Annotated in this window: 24 protein-coding genes and 1 riboswitch; of the genes, 4 read left to right on the top strand and 20 right to left on the bottom strand. The window is 68.0% G+C overall.

Annotated elements, in window-relative coordinates:
- Positions 1-3: 3 nt before the first annotated feature.
- The 14 genes from F0U60_RS28140 to F0U60_RS28075 form a co-directional block, all read right to left on the bottom strand.
- On the bottom strand, positions 4-378 hold the full coding sequence (locus F0U60_RS28140; RefSeq protein WP_395804060.1) for a DUF3209 family protein: 375 nt from the start codon (positions 376-378) through the stop codon (positions 4-6).
- Positions 379-389: 11 nt separating this feature from the next.
- Positions 390-1,598, bottom strand: coding sequence for a CbiX/SirB N-terminal domain-containing protein (locus tag F0U60_RS28135; protein ID WP_395804058.1), 1,209 nt, complete (start codon positions 1,596-1,598; stop codon positions 390-392).
- Complete coding sequence (locus tag F0U60_RS28130; RefSeq protein ID WP_395804056.1) at positions 1,595-2,452, bottom strand: energy-coupling factor ABC transporter ATP-binding protein; 858 nt, start codon at positions 2,450-2,452, stop codon at positions 1,595-1,597. The genes F0U60_RS28135 and F0U60_RS28130 overlap by 4 nt, the downstream gene beginning before the upstream one ends.
- Complete coding sequence (locus F0U60_RS28125; RefSeq protein ID WP_395804054.1) at positions 2,449-3,087, bottom strand: energy-coupling factor transporter transmembrane component T family protein; 639 nt, start codon at positions 3,085-3,087, stop codon at positions 2,449-2,451. The genes F0U60_RS28130 and F0U60_RS28125 overlap by 4 nt, the downstream gene beginning before the upstream one ends.
- The gene (locus F0U60_RS28120) at positions 3,084-3,302 is read right to left on the bottom strand and encodes a hypothetical protein (RefSeq protein ID WP_203405053.1); all 219 of its coding nucleotides are present in this window, start codon (positions 3,300-3,302) and stop codon (positions 3,084-3,086) included. The genes F0U60_RS28125 and F0U60_RS28120 overlap by 4 nt, the downstream gene beginning before the upstream one ends.
- Positions 3,299-4,123: an energy-coupling factor ABC transporter permease gene (locus F0U60_RS28115; RefSeq protein WP_395804052.1), complete on the bottom strand. Its 825-nt coding sequence runs from the start codon at positions 4,121-4,123 to the stop codon at positions 3,299-3,301. The genes F0U60_RS28120 and F0U60_RS28115 overlap by 4 nt, the downstream gene beginning before the upstream one ends.
- 28 nt (positions 4,124-4,151) lie before the next feature.
- Positions 4,152-4,360: riboswitch (cobalamin riboswitch) on the bottom strand.
- Between the two features lie 45 nt (positions 4,361-4,405).
- Complete coding sequence (locus F0U60_RS28110; protein ID WP_395804050.1) at positions 4,406-5,824, bottom strand: NAD(P)/FAD-dependent oxidoreductase; 1,419 nt, start codon at positions 5,822-5,824, stop codon at positions 4,406-4,408.
- Positions 5,821-7,218, bottom strand: coding sequence for a radical SAM protein (locus F0U60_RS28105; RefSeq protein WP_395804049.1), 1,398 nt, complete (start codon positions 7,216-7,218; stop codon positions 5,821-5,823). Before F0U60_RS28105 ends, F0U60_RS28110 begins: the two co-directional genes overlap by 4 nt.
- A 25-nt stretch (positions 7,219-7,243) precedes the next feature.
- Complete coding sequence (locus F0U60_RS28100) at positions 7,244-8,077, bottom strand: hypothetical protein (protein ID WP_395804047.1); 834 nt, start codon at positions 8,075-8,077, stop codon at positions 7,244-7,246.
- Complete coding sequence (locus F0U60_RS28095; RefSeq protein WP_395804045.1) at positions 8,074-9,471, bottom strand: hypothetical protein; 1,398 nt, start codon at positions 9,469-9,471, stop codon at positions 8,074-8,076. Before F0U60_RS28095 ends, F0U60_RS28100 begins: the two co-directional genes overlap by 4 nt.
- Before the next feature lie 27 nt (positions 9,472-9,498).
- Entirely contained in the window at positions 9,499-10,983 is a 1,485-nt protein-coding gene (locus F0U60_RS28090; protein ID WP_395804043.1) for a ferritin-like domain-containing protein, read from the bottom strand.
- A 170-nt stretch (positions 10,984-11,153) separates the two neighbouring features.
- Entirely contained in the window at positions 11,154-12,227 is a 1,074-nt protein-coding gene (locus F0U60_RS28085; RefSeq protein ID WP_395804042.1) for a 3-deoxy-7-phosphoheptulonate synthase, read from the bottom strand.
- 41 nt (positions 12,228-12,268) lie between these two features.
- A complete protein-coding gene (gene mltG / locus F0U60_RS28080; protein ID WP_395804041.1) occupies positions 12,269-13,285 on the bottom strand; it encodes an endolytic transglycosylase MltG in 1,017 nt (338 codons plus the stop codon).
- A 110-nt stretch (positions 13,286-13,395) separates the two neighbouring features.
- Entirely contained in the window at positions 13,396-14,322 is a 927-nt protein-coding gene (locus tag F0U60_RS28075) for an MBL fold metallo-hydrolase (RefSeq protein ID WP_395804039.1), read from the bottom strand.
- 65 nt (positions 14,323-14,387) lie between these two features.
- On the opposite strand from F0U60_RS28075, the gene F0U60_RS28070 reads away from it, so the two are divergent.
- Complete coding sequence (locus F0U60_RS28070; RefSeq protein ID WP_395804037.1) at positions 14,388-15,281, top strand: LysR family transcriptional regulator; 894 nt, start codon at positions 14,388-14,390, stop codon at positions 15,279-15,281.
- Here the strand turns inward: F0U60_RS28070 and F0U60_RS28065 are convergent.
- Entirely contained in the window at positions 15,276-15,713 is a 438-nt protein-coding gene (locus tag F0U60_RS28065; RefSeq protein WP_395804035.1) for a hypothetical protein, read from the bottom strand. The genes F0U60_RS28070 and F0U60_RS28065 overlap by 6 nt on opposite strands.
- 86 nt (positions 15,714-15,799) lie before the next feature.
- Between F0U60_RS28065 and F0U60_RS28060 the strand changes: the two genes are divergently transcribed.
- Positions 15,800-17,128: a M24 family metallopeptidase gene (locus tag F0U60_RS28060; RefSeq protein WP_395804033.1), complete on the top strand. Its 1,329-nt coding sequence runs from the start codon at positions 15,800-15,802 to the stop codon at positions 17,126-17,128.
- On the opposite strand, the gene F0U60_RS28055 is transcribed toward F0U60_RS28060, so the two are convergent.
- The 5 genes from F0U60_RS28055 to F0U60_RS28035 form a co-directional block, all read right to left on the bottom strand.
- Positions 17,106-17,636, bottom strand: a complete 531-nt coding sequence (locus F0U60_RS28055) for an alpha-ketoglutarate-dependent dioxygenase AlkB (RefSeq protein WP_395804031.1) — start codon at positions 17,634-17,636, stop codon at positions 17,106-17,108. The genes F0U60_RS28060 and F0U60_RS28055 overlap by 23 nt on opposite strands.
- Positions 17,633-18,694 carry a DUF2891 domain-containing protein gene (locus F0U60_RS28050; RefSeq protein WP_395804029.1) on the bottom strand — a complete coding sequence of 354 codons (1,062 nt, stop codon included), beginning with the start codon at positions 18,692-18,694 and terminating at the stop codon, positions 17,633-17,635. The genes F0U60_RS28055 and F0U60_RS28050 overlap by 4 nt, the downstream gene beginning before the upstream one ends.
- A gap of 42 nt (positions 18,695-18,736) precedes the next feature.
- Positions 18,737-19,750: a PKD domain-containing protein gene (locus F0U60_RS28045; protein WP_395804027.1), complete on the bottom strand. Its 1,014-nt coding sequence runs from the start codon at positions 19,748-19,750 to the stop codon at positions 18,737-18,739.
- A gap of 135 nt (positions 19,751-19,885) precedes the next feature.
- Positions 19,886-20,476: a hypothetical protein gene (locus tag F0U60_RS28040; RefSeq protein WP_395804025.1), complete on the bottom strand. Its 591-nt coding sequence runs from the start codon at positions 20,474-20,476 to the stop codon at positions 19,886-19,888.
- A 90-nt stretch (positions 20,477-20,566) separates the two neighbouring features.
- The gene (locus tag F0U60_RS28035; protein ID WP_395804023.1) at positions 20,567-22,492 is read right to left on the bottom strand and encodes an ATP-binding protein; all 1,926 of its coding nucleotides are present in this window, start codon (positions 22,490-22,492) and stop codon (positions 20,567-20,569) included.
- A 191-nt stretch (positions 22,493-22,683) separates the two neighbouring features.
- Here F0U60_RS28035 and F0U60_RS28030 point away from each other — a divergent pair, with 191 nt between their 5' ends.
- Both F0U60_RS28030 and F0U60_RS28025 read left to right on the top strand, forming a co-directional pair.
- On the top strand, positions 22,684-23,301 hold the full coding sequence (locus F0U60_RS28030) for a TIGR02265 family protein (RefSeq protein ID WP_395804021.1): 618 nt from the start codon (positions 22,684-22,686) through the stop codon (positions 23,299-23,301).
- 22 nt (positions 23,302-23,323) lie between these two features.
- Positions 23,324-24,088: a DUF3592 domain-containing protein gene (locus F0U60_RS28025; protein WP_395804019.1), complete on the top strand. Its 765-nt coding sequence runs from the start codon at positions 23,324-23,326 to the stop codon at positions 24,086-24,088.
- The last annotated feature ends 63 nt before the right edge of the window (positions 24,089-24,151 follow it).

The raw sequence follows: 24,151 nt of genomic DNA, 5'->3' as shown, positions 1-24,151 counted from the left end.
GCGCTAGTCCCTCGGGTAGATCTCGTGGGTGAAGTCGTGCACCTCCTCGAGGTCACGCCACATCCGCTGCAGCGACTCGGTCTGCCGCCGCAGCTCCAGCTCCACCGACTTGGTCAGCACGAGCAGCGAACGGTAATAGGACATCTTCGGATCATCCGGCTTCGTCGAGGAGACGCGCTCTTGCAGCTCCACCAACGAGGCCTCGAAGAAGCGCTGCAAGCTCGCCAGGTCGCGCGCCTGCATCAGCGAGCGAATGGGCCCCGGCGTCTCCGCCGCGCTCCCCAGCTCGGCCAGCTCGTGCTGCCGCTCGGCCGGATCGTCCACTCCCAGGATGTTCATCAGCGCCAACCGCAGCGCCGCCAGCTCATGACAGGCCATGTGTACTCTCCTCACTGCATGATGTTGTCGACCAGGCGGGACACGAGACGATCGCCCACCAGGTGCTCGTCCACGAGCTCCCGGGCGTCCGCCTCCGTGACTCCGCGGTACCAGATGCCATCCGGATAGACGGCCACGGTGGGCCCCTCGCCGCAGCGGCCCATGCAGGCGGTCCGGGTGATGCGCACCGTGCGCCCCTTACCGACCTCCTTGAGCTTGCGGCGCAGCGCCTCGATCAGCGCCACGCTGCCGCGATCGGCGCAGTCCGCGTTGCCGCAGACCAGCACGTGCTTCTCCAATGCGCGGTGGGCATGCGGGTGGGGCGCTGCCTGGGTGTGCGTCTCGCGGTGGCGGATGCTCCAGAGCAGCGCCTTGAGGCCTCCCACGTTCTCTTGCAGGCCCGCGAGCGGCACTCGGTACTGGCAGCCGTCGCACGGCAGGGGCACTCCGCCCGCGAGTGCCTCTTCAATGCGCCGGTCCACATGTTCCACGAGCGGCGCCATGCTGCCGTCGGCCAGGTGTGGTGCCACCTCGGCACGGAGCCAGGGATAGCGCTCGGCGAAGAGGGCCACCTGGACGTGCATCTTCTGGAGCAGGACTCCCGTGAAGAGGAGGTAGGGCATCACCAGGATGCGCTCCGGCCGTGCCCGGGCCACCCACTCCAGCGCCTCCTCGAGCGAGGGCTTCGCGATACCGGCGAAGGCGGGCTGTACCAGGGCGAAGCCCTTCCGCTCCGCGTAGAGGCGGGTCACCTTGTAGAAATCGCCGTTCGCGTCCGGATCCGACGAGCCGCGCCCCAACATCACCACCACCGTGCGCGCCGCCTCCTGGGGCGAGAGCTGTCCGGTGCGGACCTGGGTGCGCTCGAAGGCCAGTTGCGCAAGGTCCGGATGGACGCCGAAGGCCTTCACCGCCAGGAAGCGCACGCGCGGGTGATTCTTGCGCGCCGTGGCGAGCGCCAGCGGGATGTCGTTCTTCACGTGCTTGGCGGTGAAGAGGAAGAGCGGCACGACGAGCACGTCCTCCACCTCGGAGGCGAGGGCATCGAGCGCCTCGGGGAGCGCCGGCTCAGTGAGCTCCACGAAGCCCAGTCTCACGGGCAGCTCCGGGTGGGCCTCGCGGTAGGCATCCACAAAGCGGTGCACTTCGGCGATGGCCTGCGGATCTCGGCTGCCGTGTCCGACGAAGAGGATGCCGCGCCTGATCTGAGGGGTGCTCACGGATGCACTTCCTGGTGTGAGGGGGCGAGGAGGGGAAGGAGGCGGCTGGCGGCCTCTGCCACGGTGAGGGGCGGGGACGTGCCCAGCCCGGGAAGCAGGGGAGCCAGGTGGGCCCACAGCTCGGCGACGGCCGGTGCGCGCAGCCGAGCCCGCGCCAACAGCACCGCGTCTCGGAAGACATCGGCGGGGGCTCCGAAGGCGAGCAGCCGCCCCTCGCCGAGGATGGCCACCCGGTCGGCGAAGAAGGGCACCTCGTCGGTGGCATGGGTGGAGACAAGCAGGGCCACTTCACGCTCGCGGGCGAGGCGCCGCAGCAGGCCCGACGTCTCGCGCTCGCCCATTGGATCCAACCCAGCGGTGGGCTCGTCGAGCAGCAGCACCGCTGGATGCATCGCCAACACGCCCGCGAGGCAGGCCCGCTTCTTCTCCCCGAAGCTGAGCGCCTCGATGGAGCGGCCCGCGAGGTGCGTCAAGCCCGTGGCCTGGAGCGCTTCGTCCACCCGTGCCTGCACCACAGCCGGGGCCAGGCCCTGATGCAGCGGACCCATGGCCACGTCTTCCCTGACCGTTGCGCCGAACAGCTGGTCATCCGGATTCTGGAAGGCGAGCGCCAGTCCCGCCTCGGTCCGAGCCACCGCCCCGCGAGGAGCCTCCCGGCCGCGCAGCCACACCTTGCCGGCCTGCGTTGGCACCAGGCCCGCGATGCTGCGCAGGAGCGTTGTCTTGCCGCACCCGTTGGCGCCGAGCAACGCGACCACCTCTCCCGGCCGCACCTCCAACGAGAGGTCGGAGAGGATGGCGGAGCCGCCGGGGTTTCCCACCGCGAGCGCCTCGAGCACGAGCGCCGCCTTCATGGGTTGTCCCTCGGAGGAGGTGGAACAAGGGTGCCTCGGCAGCCGCGAGCAGCCATCGCCTCGGCGGTGGCATGGGCCTGATCGAAGGCGCGCACCAGGGTGAGGCCGCCGAGCGCTCCGAGCGAGTGCAGGCCGCGGCGAACATCCCGGTAGCCGAGGCGGAGGATCTGGGCCTCGCGCGCACTCTGGGCTGACCGTTCGAGGACGGTGGCGTAGCGCACCGCGAGCGCGAGCACATCGGCGAGCGGTGCCGGCACTCGCCACGAGCGCAGCGCCCCCACCAACTCCCAGGGTGGGGTGAGCGCGATGAGGAGGCCGAAGACGGTGGCGCCCGCGGCGACCCGCGTTCCCAGGATCAGCCCGGGTACCCAGGCTCCAGCCGTCTCCCGTTGCAGCAGGAGGTGCATGGCCCAGACGGCCAGACCACTGAAGACAGCGAGCCCGAGGCGGCGAATCAAGGCCCTGACGCGCTCGCCCACCGCGAGGGATGCGAGCAGCGCCAACCCCGTTACGCCCAGGGCGGTATGCGGCGCGGGCCCGGCGAGTGTCACCACCAGGGCCAACAGAGCGCCCCCCAGCTTGAGGCGTGCATCGAGCCTCGCGGCTCGCTCTCGCAGCTGGGAGGTGCGGCTCACGTCTGTTCCCTCGTCTCGACGAACAGGGCGCGGTAGAGGTAGCCGAGGAAGAATCCCCCTACGAGCCCAGCACAGAGGAAGGCGAAGAGGAGGACATCCCCCTCTATTGGGATCAGTGGTGGCTGCGGGGTGCGACCAGCGGCCTCGGCGAACGGGAGCACCACGTGCTCGTCGACGCCCGGCCAGCCCGTGGCGGTAGCGAGGAGTGGCGTCATGACGTGGCGGGAGCGGGAGGGGGGAGGGCGTGGAAGTGCAGGAGGGCGGGCCGACGGCGGGCGATGAAGACGACGGCTCCCGCGGTGAGGGCGCCCTCGAGAATACCCAGCGGAAGTTGCGTGGGGAGGAACGAGAGCAGCAGTGTTCCCAACGCGCTGCCCAGGGGCTGGGCGCCGTGCAGCGCGGAGGCCAGCTCGAAGGACGTCATGGCGTAGGTGGCCCAGTCGGACAGCATGCCGGCGGCGAAGGCGGCCACCGCGAGGGGGGCTCGCACCGCGCGCAGTCCGTGGAAGACGCCGTAGCCGACGAAGCCGCCCACCACACCCATGGACCAGATGTCGGCGCCCAAGGTGGTGAGCCCGCCGTGGGCGAGGAAGAGCGCCTGGAGCAGCAGCGCCACGAACGTCACCAGCACCGTCATCACCGGGCCGATAAGCACGGCGGCGAGCCCCGTGCCGCATGGATGCGAGCAGGTGCCGATGATGGGGACCGGCACCGGCATGCACGAGACGACGAAGACGGCGGCGGCGAGCATCGCCACGAAGGGCGAGTAGAGCGGGTTCTGCGCCACGCGCTGCCGCAATCGCGTGACACCGAGCGCGAGCAGCGGAAGGACGGAGACGGTCCAGCCCAAGGCCCATCCGAACGGAAGGAGTCCTTCCGCCAGGTGCATGGCGTGGGCGGGGTGGGGCAGCAGCAGGAGGGCCGCGAGCAGCCAGAAACGGGAGGGGGCCCGAGAGGCGTGGAGCGCTGGCTGAAGGAGGGCCTGGACGCGATGCCACAGTGCGGCACCACACCCACGCCCGGAGATACCCGGCATGGTAACCTCGCTCTCAATCCGCGGAGAGGTGGGGTTGAATGGCCTGGGTAGGTCTCCTGGCTCGTGGATTCAGAACGCCTGACGACGTTCAGCGCCGCCTCCACCTTCCCCGACGCGAGGGCATCGAGTGGTGACTTCGGAGGCTGCTCTCCACTTACAGTGGCGGGACCGCGCCGGATTCACACCGGCTTCCCTGTTATGCCCGTGAGAGTGGGCACCCATGGCTGGAATTCAGTTGTCGGGGCCAAGTACCGGAGGGGACGGGACCCTGTCAATGGATAGTCATCCACCGACGAGCAGCCCCTGCCGGTGAAGCCATCCCGCGATGGCCAGCCCCCGGTCTGGAGGAATCCACCGGGTCCATGCGCGGAGGAGCTCCTGGATCGTTCGTCCGTCGCCCAGGCACTCCAGCAGGGGCGCCAGTTCAACACCCCCCAGGTAGGCCACGGGGCGGGCGAGGCTCGGGTGGTTCAACGCGCGTCGGAGCTCCACGTACTCGCCCACGATACAGGGTGTGTCGATCAGGGCTGCTCCCTCCGCCAGGCGCACGCGGTGCTTCGGCCGCCTGCTCAGTTCCTCCCGGAGGGCGGGCGTGGGCGGCTCTGTCGCGGGCCGGGCGCGGCGCTTCCAGAAGGCCTCGTCCCGGTAGCGTGAGTGCTCGTGGTAGTAGCCTCCCGCCCACGCCGCGTGTTGCTCCACCGAGTGCCGCTGGTTCTCCCGGTAGAAGGCCAGGGCCGCCGCCGTGTTTCCCCGGCCGGACAGGAGCGTATGCACCACAACGCTCCCGCACAGCGCCGTCTGCAGTGCCTTCTGCACCCCGGATGAGGACAGGGGATCGATGCCGAAGCCGGCCTCGCCCAGCTTGATGCAGGTGTCGTCAATGGGCTCCGGGTCCGCGTAGCTGGTGGCGTCACACGCGATGACTGGGCCCATCCGTCTCGCGTCCTTCAGCCCATGCAGCAGCTCCGAGCCCGCCATCAGCTCGAGGTAGAAGTCCTCCAGTCCCGGCTTGCGAACGCCTCGCTGGCGCAACAGCTCCGGATCGACGAAGGCCATGGCGTTGAAGAGCCCGCCCGGAAGGTGCGAGCCCCAGAACCACGCCGCGCGCGCCGCCTCCACCCGCGTCTCCGCGTGATTCACGGGAGCGCAGTGCCAGTAGCCGTACAGCGCCAGGGTCCGTGCCGAGGTGGGCTCCTTCTGGCCGCCCAGCACGAAGGCGCGCCCGCTTGCGTCGGCGAGGAAGCGGGCCCGGACGAGGATCGCCCTATCTCCGCTCGACACGGAGACCTCCCAGCCTCGTGCCAGACGCCGGGGCTCGCTCGCGGTGGCGGGCTGGAGCACCGTGACTCCCACCGCCTTCGCGGCGCCGAGCAGCAGCGCGTCAAAGCGGCCCCTGTCCACCGCGAGGCCAGGCTCCGAGGCCCTTGCCCGAGCGACACGGGTCTCGTCGTCCGTCCAGCGGACACGTGCCTCGGTAGCGGGAAGAAAGCCCGAGGCGATTACCGCCTCACGGAGTTCGAGTGCCTCCAGCAGGGGCCACACCCCGGGCGTCAGCGACTCGCCCACGTGGAGCCGTGGGAAGGCGTGCCGCTCCACCAGGAGGACGCGGTGCCCGCGCCGCGCCAGCTCGCGAGCGAACGCCGAGCCCGCGGGCCCTCCGCCGATGACGCAGACCTCGGTCTCAAGGAGCTCCGTGCTCATGGTTGGTGCGCGGCCTCGGGCACCAGGCCGAAGTAGTCGGGCCGTCGCGCCACGAGCCGGCTGTACGCACCCAGGCAGTAGTGCAGCCAGCCGCGGATGTAGTCACACGCCGGGCGCCCTCGTTGGATGACCTCGTGGTGACAGCCGCCGCTGCACATGTACCGCGCCCAGCAGTTCCTGCACGGCTCCTGTCGGTGCACGTGGCGCTCGGCGAGCCACCGGGCCTGGCGCTCGCGATCCACACCCGTGCGCAGGTCTCCCATCGCGCCTTCCTCATCACCCACGAAGCGGTGACAGGCCGCGAGATTGCCCTCTGCCGACACACCCAGGTACCCCGCGCCCGCGCCGCACGGGTAGGGCCGGTGCGTGCCCTTGTGGATCTCCCGCATGGCATTGACCACGTTGGAGAACGGGTAGCGCTCTCCGGTGATCACCCGGCGCTCGAACTCCTCCCCGCAGGCGACCATCTGCTCGAGCATCACCTCGAGCTCGGGCAGGGCCATCTCGTCCTGGCCGGTGGGCGAGCTCAACATCGGCGAGAAGCCCACGGAGTGGAATCCCATCCGCACGAAGGTGTCGAGGGTGTCCTTCAGCTCCAGGTTGCGTGGAGTCACCGTCACCCGGGCGGACACCTGCATGCGCTTCTGCCGGGCCAGCAGGGGGGATACGTTGGCCATCACCTGCTCGAAGCTGCCCTGGCCGCCCTTGAAGGGCCGCAGCCGATCCTGCACTTCCTTCGGACCGTCCAGGCTCACCGTCACCGCGAAGCCGTGCTTCTCGAAGAAGTCGCCGTCCTCCGGTGTCACCCGCGTGCCGTTGGTGGTGATGGAGAAGGTGACGCGGATGTCCCGCTGCGAAGCGAGCCACAGAGCCCGCTCGGTGGCGGCGTGGATGACGGGCCGGTTGAAGAGCGGCTCGCCTCCGAGGAACGAGAGGTTCACCCGCTCTCCGGGAGCCACGTCGCGGAAGAGCAGGTCCACCGCCGACAGCGCGGTGGGCAGCGGCATGTTCCGGGCCGGGCCTCCAAAGTCTCCCTGCTGCGCGTAGCAGTACGTGCAGCCGAGGTTGCACTTCTGCGCCACCGCCAGGGAGAGCGCCCGCACCGGCGGCGACGTCAGGGGCGAGTCGTCCACCAGCGGCGGAGCCTCCACATCCAGCTCCGCCAGCAGACGCGTGACGGCGGCGCCATCCCGGGCCCGCTGTGCCCGGTCCAGCGCCTCATACGTCGGCACGTCCACGTCGAAGAGGCGGTTGCCATTAACCACCAGCAGGTGCTGGCCCACCGCGGTGCGCAGCAGGTGGAGGTGCGGTGTGGCCGGAGCTGACAGCTCGAACAGCTCCCGGGCCCGGCTGCGCGTGGGGCTCGCAGCCGGCACTTCAGTGGGAAGGTCCATCGCTCGCGCCTCCGTGCTGGGGTGGCTACTCGCCGTCCTTGCCGCCGATGATGAACCGCAGCTTGCCCTGCCAGTCCTGGAACAGATCGTCGTACGTCACCAGCCGCGAGTCTTCCCGGTTGTCCAGCACGTACTCCTTGGGCACGCGATCCACCGACATCCAGTTGTTGCCCACGCTCACGCCCCGCTCGTCGAGCTCCGTGTTGATGTAGTCGGGTCGGCTCGAGGCCCAGTAGTAGCAGGCGCACTCGCGGTAGTCGTTCTGCCAGGGCGAGCACAGGCTCTGCGTCAGCTCGCCCGGCCTCACCAGCTGCTCCTCGATGACCGGCAGGTTGCTCAGCGCGAGCTCGCTCCAGGCGAACAGCGGCCGGATGCGCAGCTGGACCGCTTCCAGCTCCCGCGGCTGGCCGTTCGCGTCCGTGAGGCCCACCGGCAGCGGCTCCTGCTCGAGGGTGAACTCGCACGTCACCATCCTGCCGGCGTTCTCGTGCAGCACCTTCGCCAGGACGTTGGACCACTCCATGGCCCACACGCCCTCCGGGTTGATGCCCGAAGTGAGCGGGACGGGGCTGCCGCCCGGGCTCTGCGGGCCGGCCACCTTCACCACGATGGGTTGCGCTGCCACGCGCAGCAGGCGACGCCCCTTCAGGCGTTCGTACTCGCCCTCGCCGCGGACGACGTAGTTGTCCGCCTCGTGCAGCTCGATGCCCTCGAAGATGCGGCGCCAGAGATTGCGGAAGTCGAACTCCAGGCCTGGGTAGCAGTTGGAGATGGCCGAGTCGGGCAGGGTGCTGGGCGGGTTGCCGGCGGCCCGGTGGAGGAGCTGCGCGGTCAGGTTCTTCGGATCGATCCTCTTCATCCCTGCTCCTCCTTCTTGTTGGGCGGCGGGGTGGCGAGTCCGGGCTCCTCCGGCGCGAAGATGTCGCGGCGGGCCACCTTGCGGATGAGATCCACCTGTCGCCGGGTCAGCGCCATGTAGCGTCCGTCTGCGCCGCGCATCAGCGCCGGCATCTTCCGCCGGCCCTTGGCGGACAGGTCTCCAATCTGGTCGTACTCACGCAGCACGTCCGAGAACCACGGTGCCGTGCCGCCGCGCAGCGCGGTGAACACGTTCTGGTGCAGGTTGAGCACCGCCTCGGTGTCCACCAGCGACGAGGCCATGATGGGCTCGAAGCGGCGGCCGGTATCCGCGGTGTCCTGCCGCACCATGGTGCTGGCCACGTCCACCTGGCCGTTCACGGTGTTGCCGTTCATCACCGCCGTGTTCATCAGCCGGACCGTCTCGAAGGCCCGGCGGATGATCTCCTCCGCCTGCGCCAGCGTGGCCTCGTTCTGTGGTGTCACGGGGCCGTGCATGGCCTGCTCCAGCTCGTCCGCCACGGTGCGGACCGGGTAGCTGTCGGGCGCGTAGGCGGGAGGGCCCGCGCCGATGCGGCCATAGGCGGTGAGCGTGCGCCCTTCCACCGTCAGCTCCACGTAGACGAGGCCATCGCACTCGTCATCCAGGTAGCCCTTGCTAACCCAGTTGTCGCCCACCTGGTCGCCCGCGTAGATGTTCGCGGGGATGGTGAGAGTGGGGTCTCCGCTCTTGTCGTAGTGCCCCTGCCACGTGCCCTTGTTGGCGTCGTACAGCACGTCGGAGATGTTCGGGTCCGACGACTTGCCCTGGGGCTGCTCCTTGCTGGAGCCATAGACGTTCCCGTGCGCCGGCGTGAAGCGCAGGCGGATCTCCGGGAACGTGTCCGTGGGCTTGATGTATTGCACCTGTCCCAGAGGCAGGCGCTTGTTGGGCCAGAAGTTCTGACAATCGCCCAGCAGCGCGTGCGGGGCATGGTCGGAGAACGGGCCCACGACTGCTTCAATCCGGTCGGCCTCCACACCCGTGCGGCGGTACACCTTGTGGTTGCCCACGTGGACCCGCCACGTCACGGCCGCGGGCGTCAACCCGGCGCGCTCCAGCAGCGTCTTCGTCAGCGGCTCGAGCTGGCCCTCGGAGGTGAGTGCCCAGACCTCGAGGAACGGAGCCACCGACCGCACCTTGCCGTTCTCGGTGAAGCGCAACACCTGGGGCACGCGGGTGCCGGTGATCTCCCCCGTCCCCGGGTCTATGACGAATGTCTCCGCGGGCGTCAGCTTCCGGTAGCCGAGCGGCTTCTGGGGATCGACCTCGGCATTGTAGTTATCCATGGGCGAGCCGGCGCCCAGGCGTCCGACGGCCAGGGGTGGAAGGATCCGCAATTCCTGGATGGTCATGCTGTCTCCTTATGGGGCGAGCGCCACTTACCGCCGGGCGATGAGGCGTTGGAGCTGCTCCAGCGCGAGCCGGTCCGACTGCTCCAGGGATTCGAGGTAACGCTTTCGCTCGGGTGGAACGAGGTCCCACAGCGAGCGGATGAGGAGCTGCGCGGCCTGGACGAGATCCCTCTGCAGCAGCCAGCAATCCGAGTCCTCCTCGGGCAGCTCCAGCGAGTAGGGCATTTCGAAGGGGGGACCGGCGCGGGGTCCGTTGGGCTGCTCCGCGTCGAGCGGGAGCTGGAGCAGCATGCCGGCGACGGCACGCAGGTTGTACATCTCCGCGAAGGTGCGGTGGATGAGCGAGCCGCGCGCGGTGAGCGAGTTACCGTCGTTGAGCGGGCCCGCCAGCCGGAAGGCGTGCGACACGTCGAGCAACAACATCCGGTAGCGCAGGTTGAACAGGTGCCCCCACTGGAGGGCTTCCGGGTGGGTGATGACGTGGCTGACCGGCGCTTCGCGTCCCTCGGCCCTCGCGGTGCCCATGAACATCGTTTGGACGACGGTCACCTGGTTCAGGTTTTGGCTCGTCTTGGGATTCTCCGCCACCGGGCGTGTCACCAGCGCGAGCTCCTCGGCGCTCAGCGCTTTCATCTCCTGGTAGATGCCCAGGAAGCGGCGGAAGTGTGAACGCTCGTCCAACCCCGTCTCGTCCTCGGTGAAGGCCTCTCCCTGCTGGCCGACGGCGTGGAGCGCCTGGCGGGCCGAGTCACGCGAGGTGACCGGCTCGATGAGCAGCTCTGGCGCCTGGACGCTGGGAACGTTGCCGGATTCCCGGCCGCGCTCGCCCTGGGTGTAGCCGCGGCCCCACTCGTCCCAGGAGGCTTGATACGGCAGCGTCTGCGCCTGGAAGATGGCATCTGGCAGCCATTCGCGATTGGCGAGGATCTGATCGAGCCGCGCATACAGTGCGCCCACCCGGTTGACCTCCTGGCCCGCGTCATAGGCGGCGCGCTGCTTGATCTCCTCGGCCTCCGGGCCGCTCCAGCCGGCGGGGCTCTCCGCGCAGACGTACTTGGCCAGTGAGTCCAGTGTCAGCCGTTGCAGGGTGAACGTGAACGGGTAGAACTCGGAGCCCCAGGGGTAGTCCTCGCGATCGAAGTTGAGCGGCGCGCCCAGCACCGTGAGCAGGTTTTGCACGGTGACCAGGTGGCCCATCTCCTCCTTGGCGATGCCGAGGATGATCTCCTGCCAGCGGCGAACGTTCGCTCGCAGGTGCTCGGGTACCTGCGGCCCGCCCAATGAATAGGCGGCGAACAGGTATTGCACCATGAGCGAGTGTTCAATCTCTGACGCCACGTGAAACAGCATCACCGTGTAGTCGCGCCAGTTGAACTCGGGCGGGAGCACGGGGACTGTTTCTGTCCTGGGAGTCCCCGTACTCTTGAGGCTCGCAGCGGTGAAGGCTTTCGGAATGGCGGCCTGGACCTCCGGCAGCACGAGGCCCAGGTGCCTGCTGATTCGCGAACGCATCGTGTCCCCCCACGACCCACTGGGTTCACAGCGAGTGAGGGTGTGAAGGGAAACAAATACTTTAAGTGAAGTCAATGGCTGGCATTGATTCCACTGATTCGTCACACCGCGTCGCAGCTCCGGTGCGCCCGCGGATGTGAGGGATTTCGCTTACAGGTTGAGCCTGTCGATCACGCTGCCTTGCGCGCAGTCAGTACGTCGCGCAGGGCCTGGTGGGCACCGCGCAGCATCTCCTCGGTGGTCTTCCAATCCACACAGGCATCGGTCACCGAGCAGCCGTAGCGCAGCTGTGAGAGATCGGCGGGGATGGGCTGGTTGCCGGCTTCGATGAAGCTTTCGATCATCAGGCCGACCACCGAGCGATTGCCCTCACGAATCTGATGCACCACGTCGCGCATCACCAGCGGCTGCAGCTCCGGCTTCTTCCAGGAGTTGGAGTGTGAACAATCCACCACGACATTGCTGGGCAGTTTCGCCTTCGCGAGCGCCTGCTCCGCGAGGGAAATGGACACCGTGTCGTAGTTGGGCCGTCCGCCACCACCTCGCAGCACGAGGTGACCGTAGGAGTTGCCGCGGGTGCGGATGATCGCCGACGCGCCGTTCTCGTTGAGCCCCAGGAAGCTGTGCGGACGGGAGGCGGAGAGGATGCCGTTGACTGCAGCTTCCAGGGAGCCGTCGGTGCTGTTCTTGAAACCCACGGGGGTCGAGAGGCCCGAGGCCATCTCGCGATGCGTCTGGGATTCCGCGGTGCGCGCGCCGATGGCGGTCCAGGAGATCAGATCGCCATAGTATTGCGGCGCGATGGGATCGAGCGCCTCGGTCGCCGCCGGCAGGCCGAGCTCGGCCACGTCCAGCAGGAAGCGGCGGCCCCGCTCCATTCCTTCCTCGATGTGGAAGGAGTCATCCATCCGTGGATCATTGATGAAGCCCTTCCACCCGGTCGAGGTGCGCGGCTTCTCGAAGTACACCCGCATCACCACGTGGATGGTGTCCCGGACCTCGTCGGCGAGCGCGCGCAACCGGCGCGCATAGTCGATACCTGCCTTGGGATCATGGATGGAGCAGGGACCCACGACCACGAACAGGCGAGGGTCCTTGCGATCCAAGATGTCCATCAAGGCCCGTCGGCCGGCGAGCACGGAGCCGGCCGCGCGTTCGGTCATCGGCACGCGCTCCTTGATCTCCGCGGGGGAGGGCATGCGGTCGAAGCCGACAACATTCAGGTTTTCAGTACGAGCGGTCATGGTGAGCCCGTGTTCTAACAGGGCCACCACCACCATCTGTTTCAGTACACGTTGTACTTGCGGCGCAGGGCCTCGTGCTCCTCGGCGTTGCGAGACGGGTGGAGGCGCCGCTCGGCGTCGTGGAGGTAGTACCAGAACTCGCTCGGCTTGGGAGCGAGCGCGGCCTGGAGCGACTCCACGGTGGGCGCGCCGATGGGGCCCGGCGGCAGTCCCTTGCGGTGGCGCGTGTTCCAGGGGTCCTCGAGGTTGCGCAGGCGCTTGAGGAAGGCCAGTCGGTCATTCCACTCGGCCAACTCGTAGCGGGAGGTCGCGTCCACGCCCAGCGGGAAGCCCTTGTCGACGCGCTTCCAGAGGATGCCGGCGACCAGTGGCCGCTGCGCCGGTACGGGCTCCTCACGCTCCAGCATCGAGGCCATCACCACCACCTCGTGGAGGCTGCGACCGCTGCGAGCGATGGCCTCCTTGTTGGGCGTGTAGAAGCGCTCAGCGAAGGTGTCCAACTGGCGCTGGAGCATCTCCTCCACCTTGAAGGCGCCAGGCACCACCCGGTAGGTCTCCGGGTAGAGGTAGCCCTCGAGCGTGCCCTTGGGGAGCGGGAAGGGGGCGGTGAACCGCTCGGGCTGGCTGGCGGCGGCGATGTAGGCGCCGGGCTTGATGAGGCCCGCCGCGGCGAGTGCCGCATCGGTGTCGCGCAGGCGCCATCCCTCGATGACAACGAAGGGAACGTCATCGGGGATGGGGGCGCCCTCGAGCGCGGTGGCGATCTCCGCCATCGTCATGGAGGGGCTCACTGCATGGCGGCCGGCCTTGGGCGCGAAGTGACCGCGGCGGAAGAGGAGCCAGCGCCAGAGCCGGGCATCGCTGATCAGCCCCTGTGACGCGAGTTGCGGCCCCAGGCCGCGCCCCGTGGTGCCCTTGGGCACGGTGAACTCCACAGTGGGGGCACCCGGCGGGGCCACGGAGCGCTGCACTCCGCTCTCCGCCCAGAAGAATGCACCGGCAACCGCGCTCACGGCGAGGACCACGACCCCGACCAGGACAAGAAGAATGCGCTTCATCACCGGCGCAGGTTAGCACCCGCGCGGGCTCCTACGGTGGAGGAGTAAGCGGCTCCGGGGGTGCTCTGGCTGGTAGAGAACTCCCTCCCCAGGCGAGCGGGCTTGACGGTTCACAACTGGTGGCCGAGGTGCACCTGGAGGGTGGGGTGCTCGGCGGCGAGCTGGCGCAGGCGCGCGAAGCTGTCGGCGCTCTTGGGGATGTTGCTGGAGAAGGTACCCGGCTCGACGTCGTGCTCCCAGCCCCAGCGCGTGTGGCTTGCATCACCGGTGAGAAGCACGGGGCCCTTCGTTGTGCGCACGAGGTACGCGGTGCTGCCCGGCGTGTGGCCCGGCACCCAGAGCGCCCACACGGATCCGTCCCCGAAGATGTCGAGCACCCCGGCGAAGCGGCCGGTCGCATCGGGCTCGAAGGACCACTCGCTGATGGGGGCCTTGCCCTGGAGCGCGCGATCCGAGTTTCCCTGCACGAACACATTCTGGAATTCGCGGAACGAGGCTTCGCCCGGGCCGGTGTAGACGGCTGTCCCCGCGGGGACGTCCGCCATGCCCGCGATGTGATCGAAGTGCAGGTGCGTGAGGAACACGCCCTGGAGGGGCGCCTCCTGCTTCGCGAGCCAGTCCCCGAGAGGTTCGTTGAACTTCATGGTTTCGAGCTTCATGACCGAGGCCACCAGCCCGCGTACGGCGGCCTTGCTGGGATTGTCGCGCAGGGCCTTCTCGACGCCGGTGTCGACGATGAAGGTGCCGTGCGTGGGGTGGCGCAGCACGTGGAAGAACACCTGGATCTTCTCCGGCCCGTCGGTGAGGCCCGCTTCCTTCGCGCGCGGGTGCTTGAGGTTGATGAGGCCACTCCGGTCGACTTGCCAGTCGCAGGAGGCGACCGTCTCGAACGTGATGGGGCCGGGTTGGTCGATGACCGCCAGCATGTCCGCGGACGAGCGGGGGACTCCGAGGGTGGACTTCTGGGTGGAATGGGAGCTCACCGCGCATCCGGAGAGCAGGGCAGCAAGGGCAGTGGTGACGAGCAGGTTTCTCATGGGCGCAACCCTACCTATTCGCGGATGGATTGAAAGCGAGCGTTTCGGCATGATGCCATCCATTCATGGATATCCCCTGGGAAGACGTGCGGCTGTTCCTGGCGGTGGCGGAGACGGGCAGCCTGAGCGGCGCGGCGAGGAAGCTGCGCATCGGTCAGCCCACCGTGAGCCGCCGTCTGGCCGCGTTGGAGTACTCGCTCGGCGCGGCCCTTTTCCGGCGGAGCGTGGACGGGGCTTCGCTCACCAGCGCGGGCGAGCGGTTGTTGGTCCCGGCGAAGAAGATGGCGGAGTGGGCTGGTGAGGTGGGCCGGGCCGTGGACTCCTCCGACCGGTCACCGCGAGGCCTCGTCCGCATCACGGCGAGTCCTTATCTGTCTTTCGACTTCCTCGCGCCCTTCGCGGCGTGGCTCGCGGGCAAGCACCCGGGCCTGCGTCTCGAGGTGCTCTCGTCCGTTCAATACCTCGACCTCAACCGGGGAGAAGCGGACCTCGCATTGCGCAGCAAGGCGCCGACCCAGGAGGGATTGAAACAGGTGCTGGCGCTCGAGTTCGAGAACACCGTCTGTGTTTCGAAGTCGCTCGCCGCGAAGCTGCCGCGCAAGCCGAGCCTCTCTGATCTGCCGTGGATCGCCTGGTCACCACCGCTCGACACGCTGCCGCCCAATCCGCAACTCGAGGAGCTCATTCCGGGGTTCACCCCGGCGTTCACCTCGGACAACTACCTCGTCCAGCTCGCGGCGGCGGAGGCCGGCATCGGTGCGATGGTGATGGCCCGCTTCCGGCACCGCTTCTCGCGCCCGACGTCGCTCGTTCCGCTGTCTATCGATCTCGGGCCCTACCAGCGCAGCACGCTCCATCTGGTGTGCGCGAAGTCCGCGCTCGACATCCCACGCGTGCGCCGGGTCTCGGAGTTGCTCGTATCCGAGCTCGAGAAGACAGGGGCCTCGAAGGCCTCATGACCGCCAGATGCCGACATAGACGGGTTGACCCTGGTCATCGAGCTCCATCCGGAACCCGCCCTCGTTCATGGGGCCATAGTTGCAGTCCGCATACACCGCGAGAAGATCGCGGTAGGGCGCCACCTGGAGGATTCCCACCCCCGTGGAGGGAGCGAGCCCCTGGCGTTCGAGCTCCGCCTGCCGCACGGCGAGCTGGCGGAGGGCGTCCCACTGCTCGCGTCGGACGAAGCCCGATGAGGTCAGGAACCACGCCTCGGTCAGTGGCACGACGGATTCGAGTGGTTCCGTCTCTTCGCCATTCCGGATGGCTCCCCAGAGCAGCAACCACATTCCCCACGGCCGGTAGGTCCAGCTCCGGCTCATCCAGTTGTCGACGAGGTGCTGGACGGCGAGCCGGGTGAGGCGCTGAAGGTCTTCGTGTTGGGAGGACATCGCGATGAGCTGGAGGCAATCGGGTTGGTCGAGGTCGGGCCCTGGGTGAGAATGGCGGCCCCTGTTGCCCAGGAGGCTTCCTCTCGATGCGACGTGCCCTGCTCTCCGCCATCCTACTGCTCTCGGCCCTGCCCGCGAGCGCCGCTGAGTCCCACGCCCAGCGAGCCTGGCCGCGCATTCGCAAGGCCCGTATCCAGCAACTGCTGCCGGCGGCCATGGAGCGAGCGAAGGTGGATACCTGGGTCGTGCTCTGCCGCGAGAACGACAACGATCCTCTGGCCGCGCACATCGGCTGTGAGAACGCAGGCTCTCCCGCCGCCTTCCTCTTCCTGAAGCAGAAGGCCGGCGTGCGCTCCATCGCGCTCTCTCCGGCGGGTGAGGCGAAGGCACTCAAGGACGTGGGCCTTCATGACGAGGTGGTCTCCCTGGATCGCGGCACGGACCTGTACGCCCGGGTGGCCGCGAGGCTCGCCGAGGCGAAGCCCCAGCGCATCGCGGTGAACTCCTCGAGCACCTTGACGGTGGCGGACGGGTTGTCGGCCACCCAGCGTGCGCGGATCGAAGCGGCGTTGCCTCCCGCGTTGCGCGCTCGCCTCACGTCCTCCGAGGAGCTCGTCTTCGAGTGGCTGTCGGTGAAGCTGCCCGAGGAGGTGGAGATCATGCGTCGGGCCGCCGCGCTGACAGCCTCGCTCCAGGAGGAGGCCTACCGCACCGTGGTGCCGGGGACGACGCGAGACTCAGACGTGGCGCGCTTCCTCAAGAAGCGCATCGCTGAGTTGGGTGTGGAGGATGGTTGGCAGCCGGACCAGAACCCCAACGTGAACTCAGGCGTGGACCGTGGCCACTCGCACGCGACGGACCGGGTCATCCAGCCGGGTGACTTCATCCAGACGGACTTCGGCATCAAGGTCGAGGGCATGTGGGTGACGGACATCCAGCGCTTCGCCTACGTGCTCGCTCCGGGCGAGACGCAGCCGCCGAAGGACGCGCTGGAGAAGTGGGAGAAGTCGAAGAAGGGTAACCGTGTGGCGCTCGCGGCGATGAAGCCAGGAGTGCGCGGCTACGAGGTGGACAAGGCCCAGCGGGACTGGATGCGAGAGGCGGGCTCGGAGCCGGTGATGTGGGGCACGGGGCATCCCGTGGGGTACTGGGCGCACGACGTGGGCCCGGCGCTCTCGGGGGCACAGACGGGCAAGCCGCCCACGGGCAGTGCACTCAAGCCCATTCGTCCCGGGCAGGTCTTCGCCTTCGATGGCTTTTTCGCCTGGAAGCTCGCGACGCCTGGCGAGACGAAGACGCTCTCGGTCGAGGAGATGGCCGTGGTGACGGAGAAGGGCGCGGAGTACCTCATCCCGCCGCAGGAGGAGCTCATCCTCATCCCCTCGCCAGTGGCTAAAGGACCTGGCGGAACGTGAGGCTCATCCGAGGCGGTGCCTCGGGTTCGGGCGGCAGCGCGTGCATCCACTCGTCCTGCACGCGCTGCTGCATCACCAGCAGAGAGCCACTTCGTAGCGGCACGTCCACGATGTCTTCCTTCGCCGCCTTGTGCCGGAAGCGCAGGATGCGTGGACCGCCCAGGCTCACGATGGAGACGGTGGTGCCTGGCTGGAGATGCGCATAGGAGTCCGAGTGGAATCCCATGCTGGATGTGCCCTCTGGGTAGAGGTTGATGAGGCAATTCGTGATGCGGTGCTGGACCACGTCCTCAATCCGCTGCGCCAACGCATCTAGCTCCGGGGGCATGGGCACAGGTGGGTAGGTGATGCCGGAGTAATTGTACGGTGCGCCAAAGCTGGCGGTGAGCCGCGCGCGCATGCGCGTGTCCCAAGCAATGGTTCGCTGGAGGGCGTCAAAGAGGGACGCAGGCTCCGCAACGAATGCCTCGATGTGCCCGACTCCCTCAAGCTTGGGATACGGATTCATGGCTTCCGTATACCCCTCCCAGTCACGAGGTACACGGCGAAGCTGCCCAGCCAGTGGCCACCCTCATAGTGGGCGCCCGTCACCGCACGGAGTCCCGCCTCGCGGTGCAGTTGCGCCGTCGCCTGGAGCGAACGGAGCCGTTTGTCCGCGGGCGGAAGGCCGGAGATGATCCCCTCCAGCATCCATGCCCGGCTCAGGTTGAGGCCATCCAGGTGCGCCAGCTTCGGATCGCTCGGATCCGTCACGACTGCTGGCTCGAGCCACTTCGTGGAGCCATCGTTCGGAATCTCCGGCAGGAAGCCGCGCAGCCACGTGGCGAAGCGCGCCGGTGGGAGGATGCGCCTCATCAAGTCCGCCTCGGCAAGGCACGGCGAGAGGAAGTCCTGTCCGGAAGGCTCGTAGGAGAGCGGGCCTCGGCGATCCTTCCCGTAGAATGTCTCCACCCGCTCCGTCAGCAGTTGTTCCATGGCGCGATCTTCCGCTTTTCGCGCCCAGTCCAGGATGAGCCCGAAGGAGAAGGCTGTCTGATCGTGCTCGCCCTCGCGGATGGGCCGCGAGAGCTTGGGCAGCCACTCCCGGAGTCGATCGGCCGCGCGCGCCTCGAGGGGCTTTAGCGTGGCCGACCACTCGCGTGCCTGGGGATCGTCCCACTCCCTCAGCTCCGCCGCGAGCTGGAGCAACCACGCCAGCCCGTAGGGACGCTCGAAGGAGACCCGACCCAGAGCGCTCAGGTAGCGCACCTCTGCATCGATGTTCGCGGGCGTCAGGCTCTTGGCCACCGCCTCCCGAGCCCGAGCCGCAAAGGGCGCCTCCGGGTGAGTCCTCGCCAGCCGCACGAGGAGCCAATGTCCGTGCACGGCGGAGTGCCAGTCATAGCAGCCGTAGAACGCGGGGGTGAGCTCGCGGGGAGGGCGCACGTCTGCGTCACCGCTCATCACGTGGGCGATCTTGTTTGGGTACTCCCGGTGGACGCAGGCGAGCGCGAGGTCCGCGAACCGTGTCGCGGCCTCGACGCCGAAGTCCGGTGATGGGGGAGTGCCGGCGGAGAGTGTTGCCATGAGGATCGCCAACGGGAGCGGCGGCATCATGAGGCTGGAGGCTCAGTTGTTGAGCGCGCCGGCGAGGATCCACGAGCGGATGCGGGTGAGCTCGCCGGGGTGCTCGTCGAAGTAGGTGGGGTTGTCCGTCGGCATCCTGCTGCCGCAGGGCAAGGGACCGCTGCCGAGCTTCGTCACCATCAGGGACTCATCGGGCTTGCCCGGCGTAACGCGCATAAGGCCCGTGGGGCTGCAGGGTCTGCCGGCGGCTCCGACATTAACGATGGAGGCATAGGACTTGTCCGCATCCAGGGTCAGACTTCCGCGGCCCGGCGAGCCGGTGTGGCATCGCACGCACTGCACGTTCCAGATGGGCTGGATGTGGGCGGCATAGGAGGGGACGTCGACGCGCACGTTCACCGAGCGTGTCACGGAGTCGGTTCCATCGGACACGGTCACCTGGAAGGTATAGGTCGTGGCCTCGTTGATGTCGGAGGAGCGCCACTGGGCGGCGGCGGCCGTCGCGTTCGTGAAGGTGCCCAGGTTGGCAGGGTTCGTCGTCCAGGAGTAGGTGAGCGTGTCGCCGTCCGGATCGCTGGCGACAATGGAGAGGTCGGCGGTGTCTCCCGCGATCACCGACGCAGGGGCGGTGATGGTCTCGGCCACGGAGGGCGCGCGGTTGGGAGCGGCAACATTAGCCACCGCAACATCCACCGTGGCCTGGCTCGAACCTCCCTTTCCATCCGAGACCGTCACCTGCAGGGTGAAGGTCGTGTCGCTCGCCACGAGGGGCGCGGTCCACGTCTGGGTCTCCCCGGTCCCGTCGTTGAAGGAGCCCGTGGGCGCGGCCGGGAGCTGGGTCCAGGAGTAGGTGAGGGAATCCCCATCCGGATCGCTGGCGGCCACCGTGAGCGTGGTGCTCGTTCCCTCGTTGATGGCGGCCGACGCGGCGCTCACCTGGGTGATGGTGGGGGCCCTGTTCTCCTTCTCGTCATCTCCCTGGAACAGATCGCATCCGATCCCTCCCAGGCTCAGAATCAGTACCGCATGGAATGACGTCCTCTGAAACGCGTGCATGTAATTCCCCAATTTCTGATATTGCTAGGCTGACGGGGAGTGCTGATTAACGCACGTAGAGTAAATAGAAAAGAAAAACGGCCCGGGCACGCCTTCGCGCCCGAGCCGTCTTGTTGTCTTAGTATTTGCGAGCGCTCAGCCCTGCGGCACCGACCAGCTCCCCGTCCACTCGGAGGGCTTGTCCGGGTGCAGTGACGTGACCTTGTAGTTGCAGTGCTTCTCGCCGCTCGGGTCCGGGCTCCGGATGGTGAAGAGCGGCGACAGCCGCGAGCCGCGCTCCGTGCCAGCGTACTGCACATCGTACTCCTTGCTGGTGGTGCTCGTGGTGGTGGTCTCGCCACTCGCGGTCTTGCGCGTCGTGGTGCACTGGGCCTCGAACTTCACTCGCCAGGTGCCCTTGTCACCCACGCGCGGCACCTTGAGCTCGGCGCGCATCATGTACTCGCCGGGCGGAAGATCCTCGGCGTTGGTGCCAATGAATTCCTCGCAGTCGCGGCCCTGGCCCTTGCAGATGCCGATGCTCTGCTCACTCCAGGGCTGCACGCCCTCGCGCACGTCCGTGAGCAACGGACCCACCAGGCCCTGCTCGAAAGCCGAGAGCCCGGAGGAGCCTCCCGAAGAAGAAGACGTGGCGCAATCCGTTGAGCTGGCTGCTCCGGTCGTGTCTCCGCCCTTGCACGCCAGGAGCGTGCCCGCGGCCGTGATCGCCAGGATGAATGTCCTCATGGTGTTCCCCCCTCGTGTTGTGTCGAGTGGGGACGCTCATAGCACCGGCTCCCGGGCCCGGCTGTGAACGGGTTCACACTCGCGGCGGGCTCAGCTCCGGGGCTCCTCGCACTGCATGGGCAGCTCGAGGGTGAAGGTGGCGCCCTGGCCAGGTCCCGCGCTGTCGCAGGTGAGGCTCCCGGCCATCTCGATGGCGGCCAGCGCGCTGATGTGCAGCCCGAAGCCGTGGCCGTCCTTCTTGGTGGTGAAGCCCTGGGTGAAGAGGCGCGCGAGGTGCTCGGCGCAGATGCCCTTCCCGTTGTCGGACACCTGGATGTGCAGTCGATCCTCGGGAGCGGGCTGGACGCGCAGGGTGAGGCGCTTGTCCGGACGGCCACTGTCGATCAGCGCGTGGCGCGCGTTGCTCAGCAGGTTGAGGAGGATCTGCAACAGCTTGTGACGATCCAACAGGATGGGCGGCACCTCGGCGTACTCACGGTGGATGTCGATCTTCGCGCGCTCGAAGGAGACGGCGTGCAGGCGCAGGGCGTCATCGATGAGCCGGGTCACGGACATCAGCTCCATCATGCCGGCGACGCGGGCGTGTCCCTGCTGCATGGTGACGATGGACTTCACGTGATCCAGTCCGTCGGTGAGCGTCTGCTGCTCGGCCAGTAGCGCCTGTTGATCCTCGGCGAGCTGCCCGGAGAGGGCGATGAGATAGGCCGGGAGCTGCTGCCCGCGGGGATCCGTGGCGAGGAAGGTGCAGAGATCCCCTTCATGCTCGCGCAGGAGCTCCGCGGCCCGGATGAGGCCTCCCACGCGAAGGCCGCGGAGGCGGTCGGTGATGAGACTGGCCGAGACGTTGACGCTGTTGAGGGTGTTGCCCACGTTGTGCATCAGCCCCGTGGCCATCTCCGCCATGCCCGCCTGCCGCGACACGTCCAGCAGGGTGCGGTGCATCTCACCGAGCTTCGTCTCCGCCTCCCTTCGCTCGGTGACGTCCCGTCCGAAGAGGGTCACGCCCTGGGGCTGACCGTCCTCTCCGAAGACGGGCTTGATGGAGATATCCACCACTTGCACCCGCTCTCCCTGTTTGTGGATGTCTTCGATCCGTACGCTCTGCCCGGTGATGGCCTGGCGGATGCGCTGTCGTATCTTCTCCTGGATCCCCGCGGGGTCGTGGATGGGGAGCGGCTCGCCCGGCACCGGCTCTCTGCCATGGCGCTCACGGAAGGCCCGCCGCATCGCCGAGTTGGCGATGATGACCCGTCCCTCTATATCGAGCGAGCACACCTGATCATCGGTGTTCTCGATGAGGCTGTGCAGCTTGCGCTCGCTCTCGCGGAGCGTGCGCAGTGCCTGCTCGCGTGCCGCCTGGGCGTGCTCACGTGCGGAGGTGTGCAGCCAGCTCACCGCCCAGATGCCCAGCATGCAGAGGGCGGCGAAGGTGTCCAGCATCCACAGGTGGCCGGCCGGGATGGGGGGCGACACGACGCCCGGGGTCGTGAACCGGAGCGGGTGGAGGATGCCCACGTACAGGCTCATCAGCACGGTGAGGACGAGCCCCGAGCGGGGCCCCACCAGGTAGACCGAGAGCGCCGGGAGCAGCATGCCCGCCGCGTGCGAGGCCGTGTAGGGCCAACTGCTGGTGAGGCTGGAGACCACGAAAGCGCCGGCGATGGTCCAGCAGACGAGCAGCGCGGAGAGCTCGTGCGAGGAGCGTCGGCGCAGGAACACCAGCGCGAGCACGTTGAGCAGGAGGGAGACGAACGCGACCGGGCCGTCATTCCAGGCCTGGGGGTTGAACGGGAGGAAGAGCAGGGCCAGCACGTCGACGACCATCAGGCCCAGGGCGATGCAGACCAGCAGGCGGTAACGGCCGTGCTCCTCCAACGGTGTCCGGCGCAAGGGCTCGGACAGGAAGACATCCAGCCGAGAGAGGAACTGCCCCTCGGTTTTCCGGGATGACGGCTCCTGCGGCGTGATCAGTCCCGGAGCGGCTTGTCCCATTTCGACGATGGATGTTCTCGACATGACGAAATTGCATCTCCCATGCCGCGAACCTGCGGGAGGCTTGTACACAATCATACACCGTTGAAGAGAGGGCCTATCCCTCGGCCGTTTGTTTTGAATCCGAACTTCTGGGAGAAGTTTTCGTGCCGTGAGTGTGTCTCTCACCGATATTGGAGGAGGGGACTGATTCGGGAGTGGGAGGGTTGTCGCACATGAGGCGTGAGACCGGCGCGGCCCCTGGCGGAACCGGGGCCGAACGGGAGCTAGAACGGCGTCTGCTCCTGGCTACGCCTGCGGACACCGTGCGGGGGATGTTCTTCCGCAGTGTCCTCGAGGTCATGCGCGAGTTGGGCGACGCGGTCTCCATGGAGCGGTGCGTCGAAGCGTGTGGGGAGCGGCGGTTCGTGGACTTCTCCCGCTACCCGGCGAGTACCTTCTTGCGGCTGCTGTGGACGGCGTCGCGGCTGTTGGGGAACGGGTATGGGGACTTCGAGGGGGCGCTGCGCGCACTGGGTCGCCGGGGCGCGACGGACTTCTTCGCCTCTTCCACGGGCAGGCCGTTGCAGTCTCTGCTGATGGGCAATCCCAAGCGGCTGGTGGACAGCCTGCCCATGGCGTACGCGGTGGCTTCATCCAATGGCGGGCAGTGCTCGGTGACGTGGGAAGAGTCGAGGCGGGTCCGCGTCCTGTTCGATCACGACTTCCTCCCCAGCGCGTACGTCGAGGGCGCGTTGACGGCAGCGCTCGAGGTGATGGGCGCGAGAGATCCCCGGGTGCGGGGGCGGATGCTGGGTCCGCTGAGCTGCGAGTACTCGCTGACCTGGGTGTGAGCCGGGGGTATAGGATGGAGCGATGCAGCTCGCCATCCCCCAGGCCCCTCGGCGTGTTCCCCTCTTCAAGGTGCCCGGAGCCATGGGTCGGCTCGTCCGAGTGCTGGCCATGGGGCTGGTGCTGATGGCGGCGCTCGGCGCGGGCGCGAGGGCCCTGGGTCGCTTCGTGGTGGAGGAGCAGGGCTTCCTCTCGCGAGCCCAGGAACTGGAGGGCCGGGTGGCTGCCATGTCGCTGCCGCCCCGTGGCGAGCGCGAGGGCGCCGAGGCGAAGCTGGAGGTGCTCTACGCCGTGGACAAGGTGCAGTACTCGGCCAGTGGCGTGCGCACCCATGCCGAGTATGCCGAGGGGCTGGCTCCGGGCGCTCTGATCACGCTGCTGGTGGATCCCCGCGTGCCGGACAAGCCTCGGGAGGCAGCCTACGTGCGCTCACGCGCGCAGGCGCTGGGGCTGGTGCCCTGGGGGTTGGGGCTTGGGGCGCTGGTGGCCGTGGGGCTCTTCGCCTGGGAGCTGCGGCGGACACTGCGCGCGGAGCTGGAGCCACTGCGCAAGGGCATGTTGGTGTGGCTGACGCCGGACGGTCCGCTGCCCGAGTCTCGTCGGGAGGTGTTCTTCCCCGCCACCTTCCGGAAGCAGGAACAGACGCTCACGGTCCGCGCGCGTCTGAGCCCCGGCCGGGCTCCGGTGCGCAATGGGGACAAGGTGCTGGCGGCGGTGCTGTCATCTCTGCCCGGCCAGGCCCGCGTCATCGACGAGGAGCTCGCTCGGGCACTGGGTTGGGTGCGCTGAGGCCCTCGTCGGTCCGGAGTTCCCTAGGGGGCGAAAATTTGCGGGGGCAGGGGGGCCGTGACA

It is taken from the genome of Archangium minus (assembly GCF_044360475.1).
In the GTDB taxonomy this organism is placed as follows: Bacteria; Myxococcota; Myxococcia; order Myxococcales; family Myxococcaceae; genus Archangium; species Archangium minus.
The sequence above is the reverse complement of the archived record's forward strand: the minus strand, read 5'-3'. Positions and strand labels throughout refer to the sequence as shown.

Coding starts and splice junctions, on each gene's coding strand:
- F0U60_RS28140 (WP_395804060.1), bottom strand. CDS start 378: ATGGCCTGTCATGAGCTGGCGGCGCTGCGGTTGGCGCTGATGAACATC.
- F0U60_RS28130 (WP_395804056.1), bottom strand. CDS start 2,452: ATGAAGGCGGCGCTCGTGCTCGAGGCGCTCGCGGTGGGAAACCCCGGC.
- F0U60_RS28120 (WP_203405053.1), bottom strand. CDS start 3,302: ATGACGCCACTCCTCGCTACCGCCACGGGCTGGCCGGGCGTCGACGAG.
- F0U60_RS28115 (WP_395804052.1), bottom strand. CDS start 4,123: ATGCCGGGTATCTCCGGGCGTGGGTGTGGTGCCGCACTGTGGCATCGC.
- F0U60_RS28110 (WP_395804050.1), bottom strand. CDS start 5,824: ATGAGCACGGAGCTCCTTGAGACCGAGGTCTGCGTCATCGGCGGAGGG.
- F0U60_RS28105 (WP_395804049.1), bottom strand. CDS start 7,218: ATGGACCTTCCCACTGAAGTGCCGGCTGCGAGCCCCACGCGCAGCCGG.
- F0U60_RS28100 (WP_395804047.1), bottom strand. CDS start 8,077: ATGAAGAGGATCGATCCGAAGAACCTGACCGCGCAGCTCCTCCACCGG.
- F0U60_RS28095 (WP_395804045.1), bottom strand. CDS start 9,471: ATGACCATCCAGGAATTGCGGATCCTTCCACCCCTGGCCGTCGGACGC.
- F0U60_RS28090 (WP_395804043.1), bottom strand. CDS start 10,983: ATGCGTTCGCGAATCAGCAGGCACCTGGGCCTCGTGCTGCCGGAGGTC.
- F0U60_RS28085 (WP_395804042.1), bottom strand. CDS start 12,227: ATGACCGCTCGTACTGAAAACCTGAATGTTGTCGGCTTCGACCGCATG.
- mltG (WP_395804041.1), bottom strand. CDS start 13,285: ATGAAGCGCATTCTTCTTGTCCTGGTCGGGGTCGTGGTCCTCGCCGTG.
- F0U60_RS28075 (WP_395804039.1), bottom strand. CDS start 14,322: ATGAGAAACCTGCTCGTCACCACTGCCCTTGCTGCCCTGCTCTCCGGA.
- F0U60_RS28070 (WP_395804037.1), top strand. CDS start 14,388: ATGGATATCCCCTGGGAAGACGTGCGGCTGTTCCTGGCGGTGGCGGAG.
- F0U60_RS28065 (WP_395804035.1), bottom strand. CDS start 15,713: ATGTCCTCCCAACACGAAGACCTTCAGCGCCTCACCCGGCTCGCCGTC.
- F0U60_RS28060 (WP_395804033.1), top strand. CDS start 15,800: ATGCGACGTGCCCTGCTCTCCGCCATCCTACTGCTCTCGGCCCTGCCC.
- F0U60_RS28055 (WP_395804031.1), bottom strand. CDS start 17,636: ATGAATCCGTATCCCAAGCTTGAGGGAGTCGGGCACATCGAGGCATTC.
- F0U60_RS28050 (WP_395804029.1), bottom strand. CDS start 18,694: ATGGCAACACTCTCCGCCGGCACTCCCCCATCACCGGACTTCGGCGTC.
- F0U60_RS28045 (WP_395804027.1), bottom strand. CDS start 19,750: ATGCACGCGTTTCAGAGGACGTCATTCCATGCGGTACTGATTCTGAGC.
- F0U60_RS28040 (WP_395804025.1), bottom strand. CDS start 20,476: ATGAGGACATTCATCCTGGCGATCACGGCCGCGGGCACGCTCCTGGCG.
- F0U60_RS28035 (WP_395804023.1), bottom strand. CDS start 22,492: ATGTCGAGAACATCCATCGTCGAAATGGGACAAGCCGCTCCGGGACTG.
- F0U60_RS28030 (WP_395804021.1), top strand. CDS start 22,684: ATGAGGCGTGAGACCGGCGCGGCCCCTGGCGGAACCGGGGCCGAACGG.
- F0U60_RS28025 (WP_395804019.1), top strand. CDS start 23,324: ATGCAGCTCGCCATCCCCCAGGCCCCTCGGCGTGTTCCCCTCTTCAAG.